Source organism: Pseudomonas sp. R1-6, from assembly GCF_051132115.1.
Lineage (GTDB): Bacteria > Pseudomonadota > Gammaproteobacteria > Pseudomonadales > Pseudomonadaceae > Aquipseudomonas.
On record NZ_CP071662.1, the window covers coordinates 4,071,265 to 4,088,751 of the forward strand.

Annotated in this window: 14 protein-coding genes; 6 read left to right on the forward strand and 8 right to left on the reverse strand. The window is 62.0% G+C overall.

The genetic code is table 11. The annotated features are described in order from the left end of the window. Positions 1 to 3 precede the first annotated feature (3 nt). Positions 4 to 828 carry a tRNA 2-thiocytidine(32) synthetase TtcA gene (gene ttcA, locus J3P81_RS18375; RefSeq protein ID WP_030142418.1) on the reverse strand — a complete coding sequence of 275 codons (825 nt, stop codon included), beginning with the start codon at positions 826 to 828 and terminating at the stop codon, positions 4 to 6. A gap of 318 nt (positions 829 to 1,146) precedes the next feature. Between ttcA and J3P81_RS18380 the strand changes: the two genes are divergently transcribed. Beyond that, positions 1,147 to 1,749: a Yip1 family protein gene (locus J3P81_RS18380; RefSeq protein ID WP_039591896.1), complete on the forward strand. Its 603-nt coding sequence runs from the start codon at positions 1,147 to 1,149 to the stop codon at positions 1,747 to 1,749. A gap of 171 nt (positions 1,750 to 1,920) precedes the next feature. Then, positions 1,921 to 2,415, forward strand: coding sequence for a SprT family zinc-dependent metalloprotease (locus J3P81_RS18385; protein WP_030142420.1), 495 nt, complete (start codon positions 1,921 to 1,923; stop codon positions 2,413 to 2,415). A gap of 113 nt (positions 2,416 to 2,528) precedes the next feature. Here J3P81_RS18385 and J3P81_RS18390 read toward each other — a convergent pair whose 3' ends face one another. After that, positions 2,529 to 3,710 (reverse strand): CaiB/BaiF CoA transferase family protein, encoded by a 1,182-nt coding sequence (locus J3P81_RS18390; RefSeq protein WP_434560211.1) that lies wholly within the window; start codon positions 3,708 to 3,710, stop codon positions 2,529 to 2,531. 308 nt (positions 3,711 to 4,018) lie between these two features. After that, a complete protein-coding gene (locus tag J3P81_RS18395) occupies positions 4,019 to 5,350 on the reverse strand; it encodes a dicarboxylate/amino acid:cation symporter (RefSeq protein WP_420767470.1) in 1,332 nt (443 codons plus the stop codon). A gap of 333 nt (positions 5,351 to 5,683) precedes the next feature. Between J3P81_RS18395 and J3P81_RS18400 the strand changes: the two genes are divergently transcribed. Then, positions 5,684 to 6,682: an AraC family transcriptional regulator gene (locus J3P81_RS18400; protein ID WP_420767471.1), complete on the forward strand. Its 999-nt coding sequence runs from the start codon at positions 5,684 to 5,686 to the stop codon at positions 6,680 to 6,682. Positions 6,683 to 6,844: 162 nt separating this feature from the next. Here the strand turns inward: J3P81_RS18400 and J3P81_RS18405 are convergent, their stop codons facing one another. From J3P81_RS18405 to J3P81_RS18415, 3 genes are all read right to left on the reverse strand, one after another. Further along, on the reverse strand, positions 6,845 to 8,191 hold the full coding sequence (locus J3P81_RS18405) for an ATP-binding protein (protein ID WP_434560213.1): 1,347 nt from the start codon (positions 8,189 to 8,191) through the stop codon (positions 6,845 to 6,847). Then, positions 8,188 to 8,865, reverse strand: a complete 678-nt coding sequence (locus J3P81_RS18410) for a response regulator (RefSeq protein ID WP_434560215.1) — start codon at positions 8,863 to 8,865, stop codon at positions 8,188 to 8,190. The genes J3P81_RS18405 and J3P81_RS18410 overlap by 4 nt, the downstream gene beginning before the upstream one ends. Positions 8,866 to 8,958: 93 nt before the next feature. Next, positions 8,959 to 9,558: a hypothetical protein gene (locus J3P81_RS18415; RefSeq protein ID WP_434560217.1), complete on the reverse strand. Its 600-nt coding sequence runs from the start codon at positions 9,556 to 9,558 to the stop codon at positions 8,959 to 8,961. A gap of 143 nt (positions 9,559 to 9,701) precedes the next feature. On the opposite strand from J3P81_RS18415, the gene J3P81_RS18420 reads away from it, so the two are divergent. Then, the gene (locus tag J3P81_RS18420) at positions 9,702 to 10,490 is read left to right on the forward strand and encodes a dienelactone hydrolase family protein (RefSeq protein ID WP_434560219.1); all 789 of its coding nucleotides are present in this window, start codon (positions 9,702 to 9,704) and stop codon (positions 10,488 to 10,490) included. A gap of 173 nt (positions 10,491 to 10,663) precedes the next feature. Beyond that, positions 10,664 to 11,389, forward strand: coding sequence for a 4'-phosphopantetheinyl transferase family protein (locus tag J3P81_RS18425; protein ID WP_420767476.1), 726 nt, complete (start codon positions 10,664 to 10,666; stop codon positions 11,387 to 11,389). Positions 11,390 to 11,436: 47 nt separating this feature from the next. Here J3P81_RS18425 and J3P81_RS18430 read toward each other — a convergent pair whose 3' ends face one another. Both J3P81_RS18430 and J3P81_RS18435 read right to left on the reverse strand, forming a co-directional pair. Next, the gene (locus J3P81_RS18430; RefSeq protein ID WP_420767477.1) at positions 11,437 to 13,047 is read right to left on the reverse strand and encodes an ATP-binding protein; all 1,611 of its coding nucleotides are present in this window, start codon (positions 13,045 to 13,047) and stop codon (positions 11,437 to 11,439) included. Continuing rightward, the gene (locus tag J3P81_RS18435) at positions 13,044 to 13,766 is read right to left on the reverse strand and encodes a response regulator (RefSeq protein WP_420767478.1); all 723 of its coding nucleotides are present in this window, start codon (positions 13,764 to 13,766) and stop codon (positions 13,044 to 13,046) included. Before J3P81_RS18435 ends, J3P81_RS18430 begins: the two co-directional genes overlap by 4 nt. Positions 13,767 to 14,589: 823 nt before the next feature. Between J3P81_RS18435 and J3P81_RS18440 the strand changes: the two genes are divergently transcribed. Then, positions 14,590 to 17,481, forward strand: coding sequence for a ribonucleoside-diphosphate reductase subunit alpha (locus J3P81_RS18440; RefSeq protein WP_434560221.1), 2,892 nt, complete (start codon positions 14,590 to 14,592; stop codon positions 17,479 to 17,481). The last annotated feature ends 6 nt before the right edge of the window (positions 17,482 to 17,487 follow it).

Genomic DNA, 17,487 nt, shown 5'->3' on the forward strand with positions numbered 1-17,487 from the left:
AACCTACAGGTTCACCACATTGACGAACCGCGGCGTGGCGTTTTCGTCGATGCGCAGGTTGGTGAAGTCGAACAGGTTGCGGTCCGCCAGTTGCGACGGGATGACGTTCTGCAAGCCGCGGAAAATGCTCTCGGTACGGCCCGGAGTCTTGCGCTCCCATTCCTGGAGCATTTCCTTGACCACCTGGCGCTGCAGGTTTTCCTGGGAGCCGCACAGGTTGCACGGGATGATCGGGAATTGCTTGAAATCCGAATAGGCCTGGATGTCCTTCTCGTTGCAATACGCCAACGGGCGAATCACCACGTTGCGCCCATCGTCGGCCCGCAGCTTGGGTGGCATGGCCTTGAGCGAGCCGTTGTAGAACATGTTGAGGAAAAAGGTCTCGACGATGTCGTCGCGGTGGTGACCCAGGGCCATTTTGGTCGCGCCAATCTCGTCGGCGAACGTGTAGAGCGTTCCGCGGCGCAAGCGTGAGCACAGCGAACAAGTGGTCTTGCCTTCGGGAATCAGTTCCTTGACCACCGAATAGGTGTCTTTCTCGACGATGTGGTATTCGACGCCCAGCGACTCGAGGTAGGCCGGCAGCACATGTTCCGGGAACCCAGGCTGCTTCTGGTCCATGTTGACCGCGACGATGTCGAACTTGATCGGTGCAACCTTCTGTAAATGCATCAGCACGTCGAGCAAGGTGTAGCTGTCCTTGCCGCCGGACAGGCAGACCATGACCTTGTCGCCGTCCTCGATCATGTTGTAGTCGGCGACCGCCTCACCGGCCAGGCGGCGCAGGCGCTTTTGCAGTTTGTTCTGATTGACCGTAAGAGTGCCCATGACGCGAAATCCGTGAGGTGTGACGAAAGGCCGGCATTTTACGCAAAAAACTGGCTGTCGGCGAAGGCTGACGACAGGTGCCTTTATGGCGAGGGGATTTATCCCCGTCGGGTTGCGCAACCCTGCGCACAGACCTAACGGCGATTAGCGTTCCCGGCTACAGCGCGATTTGCTCTAAGCGCCCCATCCCCTTGAGGGCCACTCCTTCCTATACTGCGGCATAAGGTCGCACACACTTACAGACCTTTACTTACCTGGCCAATTGGCCCGTAGGCGCTCCGTTGGGGGGCGATGGCAATAACAAAGGAGTGACTGACTATGATCCATCATGTCGTGGGGCTCTTTACCCACCCTGATCAAGAGTGGAAGGAAATCCGTGGCGATCAGGAGGAAAGCATCAGCCACATGTACCTCACCCACACGCTGATCCTGGCGGCCATCCCGGCGGTATCGGCGTTCATCGGTACCACGCAGGTAGGATGGGTCATCGGCAATCGTCCACCGGTCATGCTCACCCAGGAAAGCGCCCTGTGGATGACCATCATGTCTTACCTGGCCATGTTGGGCGGCGTGGCGGTGATGGGAGCGTTCATCCACTGGATGGCTCGCACCTATGACGCCAACCCGAGCCTGGCTCGCTGCGTCGCGTTCGCCACCTATACCGCGACACCGCTGTTCATCGGCGGCCTGGCGGCGCTCTATCCCCACATGTGGCTGGGGATGATCGTCGGGACCGCGGCGATCTGCTACACGGTCTACCTGTTGTACGTAGGGCTGCCGACCTTCATGAACATCCCTCAGGACGAAGGTTTCCTGTTTTCCAGTTCGGTGCTGGCCGTGGGTTTGGTGGTGCTGGTGGCAATCATGGCGTTCACGGTGATTGTCTGGGGGCTGGGCGTGGGCCCGGTCTATACCAATTGAAGGATTATTGAAGGATTAAGGCTCTCCAACCAAAATCGATCTGCCACCACAGGCCGCCGCAAGGCGGCCCTCCTCTGTGCGTGGTTCTGCCTGGGACGACCGCTGGGCGCCTCAACGATTCGCAACGGCCAACGCTTGCGGCATACTCGGCTTTCTGGAGACCCGTAAAGCATGCTCGAGCAACTCAATACCCGCGTCGAAGAGTGTTATCAACAAGCTGAATCCTTTTTCAAACGTCCTTTCAAACGTCCGGTGGTCAGCCTCAAGTTGCGCGGCCAAAAGGCCGGTGTCGCGCACCTTCATGAAAATCTGCTGCGCTTCAATCCACAGCTGTACCAGGAGAACGCCGAGGATTTCCTCAAGCAGACGGTGGCCCATGAGGTCGCGCACCTGATCGCCCACCAACTGTTTGGCGACCGTATCCAGGCCCATGGAGAGGAATGGCAACTGATCATGCGTGGGGTCTACGAACTGCCACCCAACCGTTGCCACACCTACGAGATCAAACGCCGTACCGCAACCCGGTACATCTACAAATGCCCTTGCGACGGCAGCGACTTCCCATTCACGGCGCAACGCCACCGCCTGGTGCGCCAGGGGCGGCGGTACTTGTGCCGTAGCTGCCGCAATACTTTGGTGTTCAGTGGGGAGACGCGGGTCGAGTAGCTGTTTTTTGTAGTGTCCAGGCTGACGCCTTCGCGAGCAGGCTCGCTCCCACGCTGGATTTTCGGCGTCCACAAGTGGGAGCGAGCCTGCTCGCGATGAGGCCAGAAAGGACGCTACACAACGACCCTGTCATCACGCAGCCGGGCAATCCGCTCCTCACTGAACCCCAACTCCCCCAACACCTGGTCCGTGTGCGCTCCCAGCCTCGCGCCGATATGCCGAGGCTCGGGCAGTCCTTCGGAAAACTTCAACGGACAGGCCATCTGCGCCTGAGTCGAACCATCCTCTCGGGGCACCTGCTTGACCAATTCCCGAGCCTGCAATTGCGCATGCCCCACGGCCTCCTCCAGGCTCAGCACCGGCTCGACGCAGGCGTCGACCCTCGCGAACAAGCGGCACAGCTCGTCGAAGTCGTGTTTCTCGAACTCGGCTTGCAGTGCCAGTTTGAGGGCCTGTTGCTGTTCAAGCTTGGGCGATAGCCCCTGGACCGCCAGTTCCGGCCGCCCCAGCGTCTCGCAAAGGGCCTGCATGAAGACCGGCTCCAGGCTGCCCACCGACATCCATCGCCCGTCGCGTGTACGGTAATAGTCATAAAAGCTGCCGCCGTTGAGCACATGATTCTCCCACCCAGGCGTCATATCGCAGGCCAGGTAACCGGCGCCAGCCAGTGCGTTCAGGCTGAAGACGCAATCGGTCATGCTCACGTCCAAGTGCTGCCCCTGCCCGGTCTGCTGACGTGCAATCACCGCGGCCAACAGCCCGATCACCCCGTGCAAAGAGCCGCCGGCGATGTCGGCCACTTGCATCCCCAGCGGCAACGGCCCGCTGCCGACACGCCCGGTGTGGCTCGCCAGACCCGCCAATGCCAGGTAGTTGATGTCATGACCGGCACGCGCCTGATAGGGGCCGGTCTGGCCGTAGCCGGTAATCGACACATAGATCAGCCGCGGATTGATCGCCTTCAGGGCTTCATACCCCAACCCCAATCGCTCCATCACGCCGGGACGGAACTGCTCGAGCAGGATGTCATGGTCGTCCAACAGTCGCTTGATGATTTCCAGCGCCGCCGGTTGCTTGAGGTCCAGGGCCAGGCTGCGCTTGTTGCGGTTGAGGTAGGCATGGCTGGCCGAGACGTCCTGGTCATGGGGCGGCAGAATCCGCAACAGATCCGGACGGTCCGGCGACTCGATCCGCAGCACCTCGGCGCCCATGTCTGCCAGCAACAGCGAGGCGAACGGCCCCGGCAGCAGGGTCGAGAAATCCAGTACCTTGAGCGATGCCAGTGGGCCTTGCATGGAAAATCTCCGCTTCGGATGTGCATCCAAGACTAGGCAGGGGCTTGCGTTGAGGCAATTACCAAGCGTGTCGTTTAGGCTGACAAATCCGCTCAATCCAGAGGGCCGTCGTGGCGAGGGAGCTTGCTCCCGCTGGGCTGCGCAGCAGCCCCTTGCGTATTACACGAAGCCCCTCAGTGGCAGGTACATCCTGGGGTCGCTCCGCAACCCAGCGGGAGCAAGCTCCCTCGCCACAAAAAGCACTTCACCCGGAAAGCACGGCCCAACAAAAAACCCGCCGAAGCGGGTTTCTTGTTACGGGCTGAAGCTTACTTGGTTGGCAGCGCGGTTTCGGCCGTTGCAACCGCGTCGTCGTCTTCACGCACGTCGGAGATACCGCGACCACCGGAGGCCAGTTCGGTCTGCAACTGGTCTTCGTCCAGCTCCTTGACCCACTTGGCGACCACGATCGTGGCAACGGCGTTGCCCACCAGGTTGGTCAGGGCACGGGCTTCGGACATGAAGCGGTCGATACCCAGGATCAGCGCCAGGCCCGCCACAGGCAGATGGCCCACGGCCGACAGGGTCGCCGCCAGCACGATGAAACCACTACCGGTCACGCCGGCAGCGCCTTTGGACGACAGCAGCAGGACCAGCAACAGGGTGATCTGATGCGTGATGTCCATTGGAGTGTCGGTGGCCTGGGCGATGAACACCGCGGCCATGGTCAGGTAGATCGAAGTACCGTCGAGGTTGAACGAGTAGCCAGTCGGGATCACCAGACCCACCACGGATTTCTTGGCACCCAGGCGCTCCATCTTGATCAGCATGCGCGGCAGGGCCGATTCCGAGGAGGAGGTACCCAGCACGATCAGCAGTTCTTCACGGATGTAGCGGATCAGCTTGACCACGCTGAAGCCGTGGGCGCGGCAGATGGCGCCCAGCACCACCAGCACGAAGACCACGCAGGTGATGTAGAAGCAGATCATCAGCTGGCCCAGTTGCACCAGCGAACCGACACCGTAGGCGCCGATGGTGAAGGCCATGGCGCCGAACGCACCGATCGGGGCCAGCTTCATGATCATGTTGATGATGATGAACATCACGTGGGCGAAACGGTCGATGAAGTCCAGCACCGGCTTGCCATAAGAACCCAGGCGATGCAGGGCGAAACCGAAGAGCACCGAGAACATCAGCACTTGCAGGATGTCACCGTTGGCGAACGCGCCGACGATAGTGTTAGGGATCACGTTGAGAATGAAGGCAACGATGCTCTGGTCTTTACCGGCATTGATGAAGCCGGCGATCTTGCTGGTGTCCAGGGTCGTTACGTCGATGTGCATGCCGTTGCCCGGTTGCACGACGTTGACCACGACCAGGCCGATCAGCAGGGCAATGGTAGAGACGATTTCAAAATACAGCAGCGCGTAGCCGCCGGTCTTGCCGACCGACTTCATGTTCTGCATGCCGCCGATACCACTGACGACGGTACAGAAGATGATCGGGGCGATGACCATCTTGATCAACTTGATGAACCCGTCACCGAACGGCTTGAGGGCAACGCCCGTCTGCGGGTAGAAGTGGCCGAGCAAAATGCCGATGGCAATGGCTACGATTACCTGGAAATACAGGGATTTGTACAAGGGCTGACGAGTCGTCATGGCAAACCTTCCTCAAGAGTCCCGTGTGACAACATCCACCTGTTGTCCACGACACCTCAATTGCGAACCCTCCTGCACTGGAGGGATTTGTTTTGTCGGCTGCACGGGGCAGACCTGCACAGGACATCGCAAGGCCCGTGCCATTTTTAAGAAATGCCCTACAACCCGCGTCCCATAACGTTTTTGTTTATTCATCGTCGATTAAACAGGTGGCGAAGGATGGCGGATTCCCGCCAAGACTCCATTTCTCACTCCTGGATTTGGCGGATATCCGCCTTGTCCAGCGCAGACGTCCTGCTACCATCGCCCGCCTAACGGACGGATCTATGCCTCATGCGCCAACGCACAATTGCCAGCCATTTCGCCCGCGCAGCCCTGGGTGGCGCGCGCCGGCAAGGCTTTGACTATTCGTCGCTGCTGCAACAGCTGGGCATCAGCCCGGAGTTGCTCGACGAGCCGCGGGCACGCATCGCGCCCGAGCAGTTCGCCCGCCTGTTGCAGGCGCTGTGGGTGGCGTTGGGGGACGAATACCTGGGATTCGGCAGCGCCCCGAGTAAACCGGGGACGTTTGCCATGATGTGTCACACGTTGATCCATTGTCGGACCCTGGGCAAAGCCCTGCAACGCGGCCTGTTGTTCTACAGCCTGTTTCCCGATGCGCCGAGCCTGATCCTGGAGAGCGAAGGCGACCGGGTACGGTTGACCCTGGACGAGTCGACGCTACGCGACCCTGATCACTTCCTGGCGGAAAGCCTGCTGGTCATCTGGCATCGCCTCGGCAGTTGGCTGATCGGCCAACGGATCGGCCTGGAACAGGCCACCTTCAGCTACGCCAAGCCCAGCCACGGCGCAGAATACGACCTGCTGTTCCCTTGCCCGCTGGTCTTCGAGGCCCGACGCAGCAGCTTGTTGTTCCATGGTCGCTACCTGGAAATGCCCTTGCTGCAGGACGAGCGAACCCTCAAGCATTTTCTCGAACGCTCCCCCGCCGACCTGCTGTCGCGCCCAGACGACGGCCACAGCCTGACCAGCCAACTGCGCCGCCTCCTCAGCCGCGACACGGCGCGCTGGCCCGACCTGGACACCGTCGCCGCACACCTGCACATCAGCGCCCAGACGCTGCGCCGGCACCTTCGCGAAGAAGGCACCAGCTTTCAGGAGCTCAAGGATCAGTTGCGGCGGGATATCGCCATCTACCATTTGGGCCGGGCGGATCTGTCGTTGCAGCAGATTGCCGAACAGTTGGGATTCTCCGAGCCGTCGGCGTTTCATCGGGCGTTCAAGAAGTGGACCGGGGTGACGCCGGGGGCTTATCGGGAGTTGGAAAACTGAGCGCAGACAGGTGCTCTACCGGCCCCTGTGGCGAGGGAGCTTGCTCCCGCTGGGGCGGTCCGACGTTTCGGGCGAAGCAGCCCCAAGATTTTGCGGTCGCTACGCAACCGAGCGGGAGCAAGCTCCCTCGCCACAGGGGCTCGCGACACACTGAAACGCCACTCAAACCACCGGAAAAAGAATCCGAAACGCCGCGCCGCCTAACTCCGAATCCCCCAGGGTCAATCGCGCGCCGTAGCTTTCGATGATGTCCTTGACCACCGCCAACCCGATTCCCTGCCCCGGATGCTGGCGATCCAATCGCTCGCCCCGTTGGAGAATCCGCGCACGCTGGTCCGGTGGCACCCCCGGGCCGTCGTCCTCGACGCTCAACTCCGTACCGCCGAGGGTCTGGTGCATGCTGACCCGAACCTCCCCCAGGCATAGCCGATAAGCGTTCTCCAAAAGATTGCCGAGCATCTCCAGGAGGGCGCCCTGTTCGATCGGCACCTGGCCCTGCTCAGGCAGATCGAAATCGACCCGAACGCGCTTGTCGCGATAGACCTTGTCGAGGGTGTCGCACAGGCTTTGCAGCACTGGACGCAAGGGCACCTGGTGCCGCACCAGACCGCTTTTACGCAGGCTGGCGCGCTGCAACTGATAGCCGATCTGCTGGCTCATGCGTTCGATCTGGGTTTGCAGCACCCACGCCTGTCCACGGTCCTGGGGGCGCCGGGCCATGTCTTCGCTGACACCTTGCAACACCGCCAGCGGGGTCTTCAGGCTGTGAGCCAGGTCATCGAGGGAGTCCCGATAACGGCTGCGCTGCTCGCGCTCGCTGTGCAACAGGCGGTTGAGGGAGCCGGTCAGGCGCAACAGTTCGCGGGGGTGGGCGGAGCTGAGGCTTTCGCGGGTGCCTGCTTCGATTTCATCCAGCTCCTGGCTCAGGCGCCGCAAGGCGCGCAACCCCCAGGTCAGGCCGATCCACAACAGCGCCAGCAATACCGCCAGGGCAGCGCCAAACCCCAGGTAAAGATTGTCCCGCAGTCCTTGCAAGGTGACCTCATAGTCGCGCACCGGCTGCAGGGTAACGATACTGAACGCCGCGCTCTGGCCGCCCAACAACTTGACCTCGACGTCATAGACGAAGAACTCCTGGCCGTTATCCTCGCGGATCCGCGCGAACTGGTTGCCCTGCCCGTCGTAGCGCGGCACGTAGTTGATGCGCTCTTCCTGGGTCGCCTTCGAACGCCAGACCAGGCGTCCGTCGCGATCATAGATGTAGCCCAACAGCCGGGCATCGGCGAGGTTGTAGCGTTCGTCGGGCAGTTGCGCCGGCATCTTCAGTCGATTGTTTTCCACCCGGGCGGCGGAAATCAGCGTGGTCACATCCGACGCCAGGCGTTGCTCGATGGATTCCTGCAACGCCAGGCTGAACGCGCCTTGCATCGCCGGCAGCAACGCCAGCATGAACAACACCGCCAGGGTCATGGCGGCCAGCATCAAGCGCAGCCGCAGGGAACGAATCACTGGCAGCGCTCGTTGAACAGGTAACCCAGGCCCCGCACGGTGTCGATCGGCTTGAAGCCGGCCGGGGCTTCCAGTTTGCGGCGCAAGCGGCCGACCAACACTTCGATGACATTGGGATCGCGCTCGTCGTCATCCGGGTACAGCTGCTCCATCAAGCGGTCCTTGGCGACGACCTGCTGGTGATGGCGCATCAGGTATTCGAGGATGCGGTATTCGTAGGCCGTCAGCGCCAGCGGTTCTTCATCGAGGGACGCCTGCTTGCGGTTGAGGTCGAGCAGCAATGGCCCGGCGACGATGGTCGACTGGGTGAAACCGCTGGAGCGGCGCAGCAGGGCGTTGAGCCGGGCCTCCAGCTCTTCGAACTGGAACGGCTTGACCACATAATCGTCGGCCCCGGCGGCGAGGCCTTCGACCTTGTCCTGCCAGTTGCCGCGGGCGGTCAGGATCAGGATCGGGAAGGACTTGTCCTGGGAACGCAGGCGGCGAATCAGTTCCAGGCCGCTGATACCCGGCAGGCCCAGGTCGATCACCGCCAGGTCATGATTGAACTCGCGGACCTGATACAAGGCCTCTTCGGCATTGGCCACGGCCTGCACCACATGGCCGCTGTCGGTGAGACGGGTTTGCAGGTGATGACGCAACAGCGCTTCGTCTTCGACAACCAATAGTTTCATGGGCCTCTCCCAGGCGATTCAAGACAGCAGGTATCGAACAAGGCGCCGGGTCGTCTTGGGCCGACCCGGCTGCACGTCTCCATTGCCTGCCGCCTAGAACGTGTAGTTCGCGGACAGGTAAGTCTGGGCGCTGCTGGTCAGGTCCAGGGAGCCGACCTTCGCGCCCCCGTGCGGGCTCATCTCAGTGCTGGCATTGCTGCGCAGGTAACGGTACCCCAGTTCCACCGAGGTGTTTTGCGAAATTTGTTGCAGGACGCCGCCCTGCAAGCCAACGGCGTAGCCGATGTCGGTGTCGCGGCTGAAGCCCGGGGAGTCCTGGGTCAACTTGGTCAGCCCCGCCGTGCCACCGCCGAACAATTTGGTGCTGCTGGTCACTGGATAAAACACATCGTAGCTACCCAGCAGGTTTTCCTGGCGCAGCTTGATGCCGTTGTGGCTGCCCGACACGTTGTCATAGGTGGCGTAGTAGCGGCCTTGATCGTTCTGCCGGCCCAGGCGCAGGCCGTAGGTGGTGTCCTTGCCAATGACGCCATCGGCGTTCGGATTGCCCAGGTTCCGGTCCAGCGCGTTGGATTTCTTGACCTTGTCACTGGTCTGGCCGAGGGTCAGGCTGGCGAAATTGTCATCGGCATGGGCCATGGCGGTGGCACCCAATACAGTGAATGCAAGCAGCAGTTTATTCATATGAGTCATGATCAGTTCCTTTTGAAGCAAGGGTTGTGTGAAGTCGCCGCCACGATAGCCATTGCTCCCTGAACCCTCCTTGAACGTTCTCTGAACCTGGGCTGAATGAATCGGCTAGTCTGTGTGCACCCACTTTTTTAAGGAGATCGATCATGCGCAGATTGCTTGCCGTTGTACTTCTGGCCTTGAGCAGCGCCAGCCACGCCGCCATCCAGACCCAGGAGATTCCCTACACCAGTGCCGACGGCACGAAGCTGATCGGCTATTACGCCTACGACGACGCGGTCAAGGGCCCGCGCCCGGGCGTGGTGGTGGTGCATGAATGGTGGGGACTGAATGATTACGCCAAGCGCCGCGCCCGCGACCTTGCCGGCCTGGGCTACAGCGCCCTGGCGATCGACATGTACGGTGACGGCAAGAATACCGAGCACCCCAAGGACGCCCTGGCCTTCATGCAGGCCGCGCTCAAGGACGGCAAGGCGGCCAGCGCGCGGTTCCAGGCCGGGCTCGACCTCCTGAAGAAACAACCGCAGACCGATCCGGACAAACTTGCCGCCATCGGCTATTGCTTCGGTGGCAAGGTGGTGCTGGACGCCGCTCGCCAGGGCGTCCCATTGGCTGGCGTGGTGAGTTTCCATGGCGCCCTCGTCACCAAAACCCCGGCCACCCCAGGCAGTGTCAAAGCCAAGATCCTGGTGGAGCACGGCGCGCTGGACAGCATGGTCACCGAAGACAACGTGACCGCGTTCAAGAGCGAGATGGACAAGGCCGGCGCCGACTATAAGTTCGTCAGCCTCGACGGCGCCAAGCACGGCTTCAGCAACCCCGACGCCGACCGTCTGAGCCACGGCGAACATGGCGGGCCGGACATCGGCTACAACAAGGAAGCCGATGAGAAGTCATGGGCGGACATGCAGAAGTTCTTCAAGAAGATTTTCTGACACATACCGTTCTTGTGGCGAGGGAGCTTGCTCCCGCTCGACTGCGTAGCGGTCGCCTACAATCTTGGGGCCGCTTCGCAGCCCAGCGGGAGCAAGCTCCCTCGCCACAAAAGCATCCGGCTCTCAGCCTCTCCCACTACCCAGCCTCAAGCCAACCCGGCAAAATGCCGGGCATGAACCCACTCCCCGCCCTGCCCGCCTGCTGCTCGCCTCTGGATGAACAGTGGCTGCTGCCCGATGCCCTGGCCGATACGGTGCTGCTCAGTACGCGTTTCGATCCGCTGCTGCTCGTCGCCGCCGATTTCCCCAACAGCGCCATCGAACCGCCAGCGAGCATCCAGCGCTCGGTGGCCAAGCGCCAGGCGGAGTTCCTCGCCGGGCGAGTCTGCGCCCGGGCGGCCTTGCATCGGCTTGATGGAATCGCCTGTATTCCCGCCATCGGCGAAGACCGCGCGCCGGTGTGGCCCGCCCATGTCAGCGGTTCGATCACCCACAGTACCGGCCGGGCGGCCGCCATTGTCGCGCAGAAGCAGCGTTGGCAAGGGCTGGGCATGGACCTGGAAAACCTGCTCGACCCCGAACGCGCCGAGCGCCTGGCGGGCGAGATCCTCACGCCTGCGGAACTGCTGCGCATGGCGACCGTCTCGCGCGATGATCGTGCGCTGCTGGTTACGCTGACCTTCTCGGTCAAGGAAAGCCTGTTCAAGGCGCTGTACCCGATCGTTGGGCAACGTTTCTATTTCGAACATGCCGAGGTGCTGGAATGGTCCCATGATGGGCAGGTGCGGCTGCGACTACTGACCGATCTTTCGCCCGAGTGGCGCCATGGCAGTGAGTTGCAAGGGCAGTTCGGGGTGAAGGATGGGCAGTTGTTGAGCCTGGTGGGGATCGAGGCCTGAGACCTCCAGTGCCTGCTCGCGAAGGGGCGGCATAGGCGCCGCACCTTTCAGGACCGATCCTGATGCCTCGGCCAACTCAAGCTGAAACACGCCCCGCCCAGGCTTTTGCTCTTGTTGATCAAGGCCCGGCCGTCATGCCAATGAATGATCCGGCGCACGATCGACAGCCCCAATCCATGGCCACCCGAGGCGCGGGCCCGGCTGTCGTCCAGGCGCAGGAACGGCTTGAATACCCGTTCCCACGCGGCCTCCGGCACCCCCGGCCCGTCATCCTCGACGTCGACCCGGCAGCGCAACTGGCCCACCTGGTAACTCACTGTCACCCGTGATCGGGCATGGCGCATGGCGTTGCCCACCAGATTCTGCAGGGCGCGATGCAGGAAACGCGGCTCAGCCTCGACCCAGGCGTCGTCGCAATCGGCGGCCGACAGGCACAGGCCACGCTCCACCGTGATCCCGGCGCGTAAAGGTCCCAGTTCTTCTATGACCTGATTGACCAGCGCATCCAGATCCACCCGCTGGAAGTTCAACGCCGGCGACCCCTGCTCCAGGCGCGCATACGTCAGCATTTCATCCACCAACCGATCCAGGTCTTCGATGTCGTGGTCCATGCCCGCCAGGTATTTGTCCCGGGCCTCGGGCGTGCTGGCGCTGCCGAGCATTTCCAGGCCGAAGCGCAGGCGCGCCACAGGCGTGCGCAATTCGTGGGACACCGCGCGCACCAGCTCCCGCTGGATCGCCAACAACTGCTGCAAGTGCTCGGCCATTGCATTGAACGCAGCGGCCAGACGCCCCACCGAGTCAGCGCCCCTGGCCGGCACGCGGGTCTCCAGGCTGCCCTGGGCAATCTGGGTGGCGGCCGATTCCAGGCCGCGCAGCCGTCGCTCCAACTGGCGTACCAGCAGGTAGACGATCAAACCGATCAGGCTCAAGCCCAGCGCCGCGATCAGCACCAGCCATTCGGGCGGGTACGGATTCATCTGGTACAAGGGGCCGATTTCCAGGACCCACGGCGTGCCAACCATCCCGGCGAATACCCGGATCGAGTCGCCGCCCTTGCCCAGGGCCATCACCGTATCGCCCTCGGACACCCGACGACGCTGGTCTTCGTCCATGTCCGCCTGGTCGACGGTCATCAGGCGCAGGTCGAAACCGAAGCCCTTTTCCTGTTTGAGTTGTGCGAGCCGCTCTGGCTGCTCGGCCACCGGGTAACGCACCAGTTCGTCGGCCAGTAAATAGATTGTCGCCCGGGCCAATTGCTCACTGATCTGGCGAACCTCCCCTACCAATGTCAACTGCTCGCCGTCGCTGACCAGCCGATAGACCTTCGCCGCGTGGGGGCCGGTCTGTTCCACCAGGACCTGCCCGCGCAGCACGCGGGTGCGCTGGCCCAGGTCGAGGTCGGCCTGGCTGAGCGCCTGCAGTTCCAGCGGGATGCCCAGCAGGCGCGCCCACACCGCCAGGGCACGACGGCGCTCCGTGCCGTTCATCGGCCGCAGATTATCGGCCATCAAGGAAAACGTGCCATGGGCCAGGCGCTCGCGGTACTGCTCGGCACGCGTCTGGTTGAGCTGATGCAGCGCCAGTACGCCCAGTACCGCGACCAATACCAGGGCCGCGCACATGCCGCCATAGATGCGCAGGAAGATCGAGTTCACGGAGCGGCGTCTACGCAAGCTTCGGGAACGAACAGGTAGCCTTTGCTGCGAATGGTCTTGATCAACCGTGGATGGTCGGGGTCGTCACCGATCTTGGGGCGGATGCGCGAGATACGCACGTCGATGGAGCGGTCCTGGCCGTCGTAGCCGATCCCGCGCAGGGCAGTGAAGATTTCCTCGCGAGACAGGATGCGCCCGGCATTGGACACCAGCAGCCACAGCAGGTCGAATTCGGCGCTGGTCAGCTCGATCCCCTTGTCCTGCAACCAGGCTTCGCGCAAGGCGTCGTCGACCACCAGCGGCCCGAACTCCAGGCGGCGCGGTTTCTGCGGCACGGACGGCTCCGGCTCGCTGCGCCGCAACAGGGCCTGGATGCGCGCCAGCAACAGGCGTGGCCGCACCGGCTTGCAGACATAGTCATCAGCCCCAAGGTCCAGGCCCTGGATCTGGTCGGTGTCGTCGGTACGCGCCGTCAGCATGAGGATCGGGCCGTCGTAGTGCTCGCGCACTTTGCGGCAGATGCTCAGGCCGTCTTCGCCGGGCAGCATCAGGTCGAGGATCACCAGGTCCGGCTGCTCGTCGATGATCCGCTGCGCCGCGACCGCGCCGTTGCCCTCGATGGCGACGCGAAGGCCATTGCTTTCGAGGTATTCGCGGGTCAGCTCGGCCAGACGCTGGTCATCCTCGACAATCAATATCTGCCAGGCTTCTTGTTCCACTGGGGGCCTCTTATTGTTGTGGGGCACATGGAACTCTGTGGGAGCGAGCTTGCTCGCGATGGCGGTGGGTCAGCCAGCATCACCGTTACCGGTCCGACGCTATCGCGAGCAAGCTCGCTCCCACAATGCCCACCGCCCCTCCATCGTTTGTCATGTTAAAGGAGGATAAACACGCCCATGCACCGGCCGATTGTATAAACGCGGCTTGCGCAGAAAACAAGCGGACAAATGCGTTCGGTCGGGCTGGATTTGTGTGGTAACGTCCGCGCCCGCAAAAAACTCCGGCCGGTTTTCGAGTCGTCAGAATCGTTGAAAAAAGGCTCGCTCCAGCTAGGTCGCGGCCTACAGAGGAGTTCCTCGTTTCGCACACAAATTACGCACAGGCTTATCCACAGGCAGCACGTTGATTCATGTCCGAAAACGCATTATCTTGTAGCCCGCCGCGTAAAAAACCCTACATGTAGGGTTTTCGGCCAAAAACCAAACACAAGTCGGATAGAGAATTCAAGCGCTTTTCTCGCCTCTGTCCTTCTGCAACACCGCTGTTTCACAAGTCCAGACCGCCCCTGCGGATGGCAACCGTTTCCAAGGTCGAAAACGACCGGAACGGTACGGGTGTTGCAGTCCTTTGCTGCCACCTTGATAAACCAGGTTCCGAGCCCAGGCTCGCGATCCAAGAACTTCGGATGGACGCGACGCCGCAGGCCCGCGCCCTACTGTCCCGAAGTTGTTATACCCGGCGCCAGTCGGTTGTAGTGCTTCAGGACGGAACGGTGGGCACCGTGATGGTGCCCAAATAAACATAGAGAACGTGGAGACACCCATGCACACCGACACAACTCGCGAGAACCCGCAGGGCACCGCGCCGCTGGCCGCCGATTCGAGCCCGGATCTGTCCGCCACCGCGCCGGGCCAACTGCGCGTGATCAAGCGTAACGGCACTGTCGTTCCCTACACCGATGACAAGATCACCGTCGCCATCACCAAAGCGTTCCTCGCAGTTGAGGGCGGCACCGCTGCCGCCTCGTCGCGAATCCACGACACCGTCGCCCGCCTGACCGAACAGGTCACCGCGACCTTCAAGCGTCGCATGCCTTCGGGCGGCACCATCCACATCGAAGAAATCCAGGACCAGGTCGAACTGGCACTGATGCGTGCCGGCGAGCAGAAAGTGGCTCGCGACTACGTGATCTACCGTGACTCCCGCGCCAAGGAGCGCGCCACCCGCGCGCCGGCCGACGCGCCGGTCCAGGCTCACCCTTCGATCCGCATCGCACGCGCCGACGGCAGCCTCGCGCCGCTGGACATGGGCCGCCTGAACACCATCGTCACCGAGGCCTGCGAAGGTCTGGAAGAAGTCGATGGCGACCTGATCCAGCGCGAAACCCTGAAGAACCTCTATGACGGCGTCGCCCTCAAGGACGTCAACACCGCCCTGGTGATGACCGCGCGGACCCTGGTGGAACGCGAGCCGAACTACTCGTTCGTGACCGCGCGGCTGCTGATGGACACCCTGCGCGCCGAAGGCCTGAGCTTCCTGGAAGTCGCCGAGAGCGCGACCCACCACGAAATGGCCGACCTGTACGCCAAGGCCCTGCCGGCCTATGTCGCCAAGGGTATCGAGTACGAGTTGCTGAACCCTGTCCTGGCCGAATTCGACCTGGAAAAACTCGGCAAGGCGATCAACCACGAGCGTGACCAGCAATTCACCTACCTGGGCCTGCAAACCCTTTACGACCGTTACTTCATCCACAAGGATGGCGTGCGCTTCGAACTGCCGCAGGTCTTCTTCATGCGTGTGGCCATGGGCCTGGCGATCGAAGAGAAGCAGCGTGAAGACCGTGCGATCGAGTTCTACAACCTGTTGTCGTCCTTCGACTACATGGCCTCGACCCCGACCCTGTTCAACGCCGGCACCCTGCGTCCACAGCTGTCGAGTTGCTACCTGACCACCGTGCCGGACGACCTGTCGGGCATCTACGGCGCAATCCACGACAACGCCATGCTGTCCAAATTCGCCGGTGGCCTGGGCAACGACTGGACCCCCGTCCGCGCATTGGGCTCGTACATCAAGGGCACCAACGGCAAATCCCAGGGCGTCGTGCCGTTTCTCAAAGTGGTCAACGACACCGCCGTTGCGGTCAACCAGGGCGGCAAGCGCAAGGGCGCGGTCTGTGCCTACCTGGAAACCTGGCACATGGACATCGAAGAGTTCATCGAGCTGCGCAAGAACACCGGTGATGATCGTCGTCGTACCCACGACATGAACACCGCCAACTGGATCCCTGACCTGTTCATGAAGCGCGTCTTCGATGACGGCAAGTGGACCCTGTTCTCGCCGTCCGAAGTGCCGGACCTGCATGACCTGACCGGCAAGGCCTTCGAAGAGCGCTACGAGTACTACGAAGCCCTGACCGAGTACAACAAGATCAAGCTGTTCAAAGTCGTCCAGGCCAAAGACCTGTGGCGCAAGATGCTGTCGATGCTGTTCGAGACCGGCCACCCATGGCTGACCTTCAAGGACCCGTGCAACCTGCGCAGCCCGCAGCAGCACGTGGGCGTGGTCCACAGCTCGAACCTGTGCACCGAGATCACCTTGAACACCAACAAGGACGAGATTGCGGTCTGCAACCTGGGCTCGATCAACCTGCCGAACCACATCGTCGACGGCAAGCTGGACACCGCCAAGCTGCAACGCACCGTGAACACCGCCGTGCGCATGCTCGACAACGTGATCGACATCAACTACTACTCGGTGCCGCAAGCGAAGAACTCCAACTTCAAGCACCGTCCGGTCGGCCTGGGCATCATGGGCTTCCAGGACGCGCTGTACCTGCAGCACATCCCGTACGGTTCGGACGCTGCGGTCGAGTTCGCCGACAAGTCCATGGAAGCGGTCAGCTACTACGCGATCCAGGCTTCCTGCGACCTGGCCGACGAGCGCGGTTCGTACGAGACGTTCCAGGGTTCGCTGTGGTCCCAGGGCATCCTGCCGCTGGACTCGCAACAGATCCTGATCGCCCAGCGCGGCGAGAAGTACATCGACGTGGATCTGAACGAAACCCTGGACTGGGCACCGGTTCGCGCCCGTGTGCAGAAAGGCATCCGTAACTCCAACATCATGGCCATCGCACCGACCGCCACCATCGCCAACATCACTGGCGTGTCGCAGTCGATCGAACCGACCTACCAGAACCTGTACGTGAAATCGAACCTGTCGGGCGAATTCACCGTGATCAACCCGTACCTGGTTCGCGACCTCAAGGCCCGCGGCCTGTGGGACTCGGTCATGATCAACGACTTGAAGTACTACGACGGTTCGGTGCAGCAGATCGAGCGCATCCCGCAAGAGCTCAAAGCGCTCTATGCGACCGCGTTCGAAGTGGACACCAAGTGGATCGTAGACGCCGCCAGCCGTCGCCAGAAGTGGATCGACCAGGCTCAGTCGCTGAACCTGTACATCGCCGGCGCCTCGGGCAAGAAGCTGGACGTGACCTACCGCATGGCTTGGTACCGTGGCCTGAAAACGACTTACTACCTCCGTGCCTTGGCCGCCACCAGCACCGAGAAGTCGACCATCAACACCGGCAAGCTGAACGCGGTTTCCGCTGGCGGCAACCACGGTGATGACTCAGTCCTGGCTGCTCCAGCAGGACCTGCGCCAGTGCCAAAAGCCTGCGCGATCGACGAGCCGGATTGCGAAGCTTGCCAATAAGCTGAG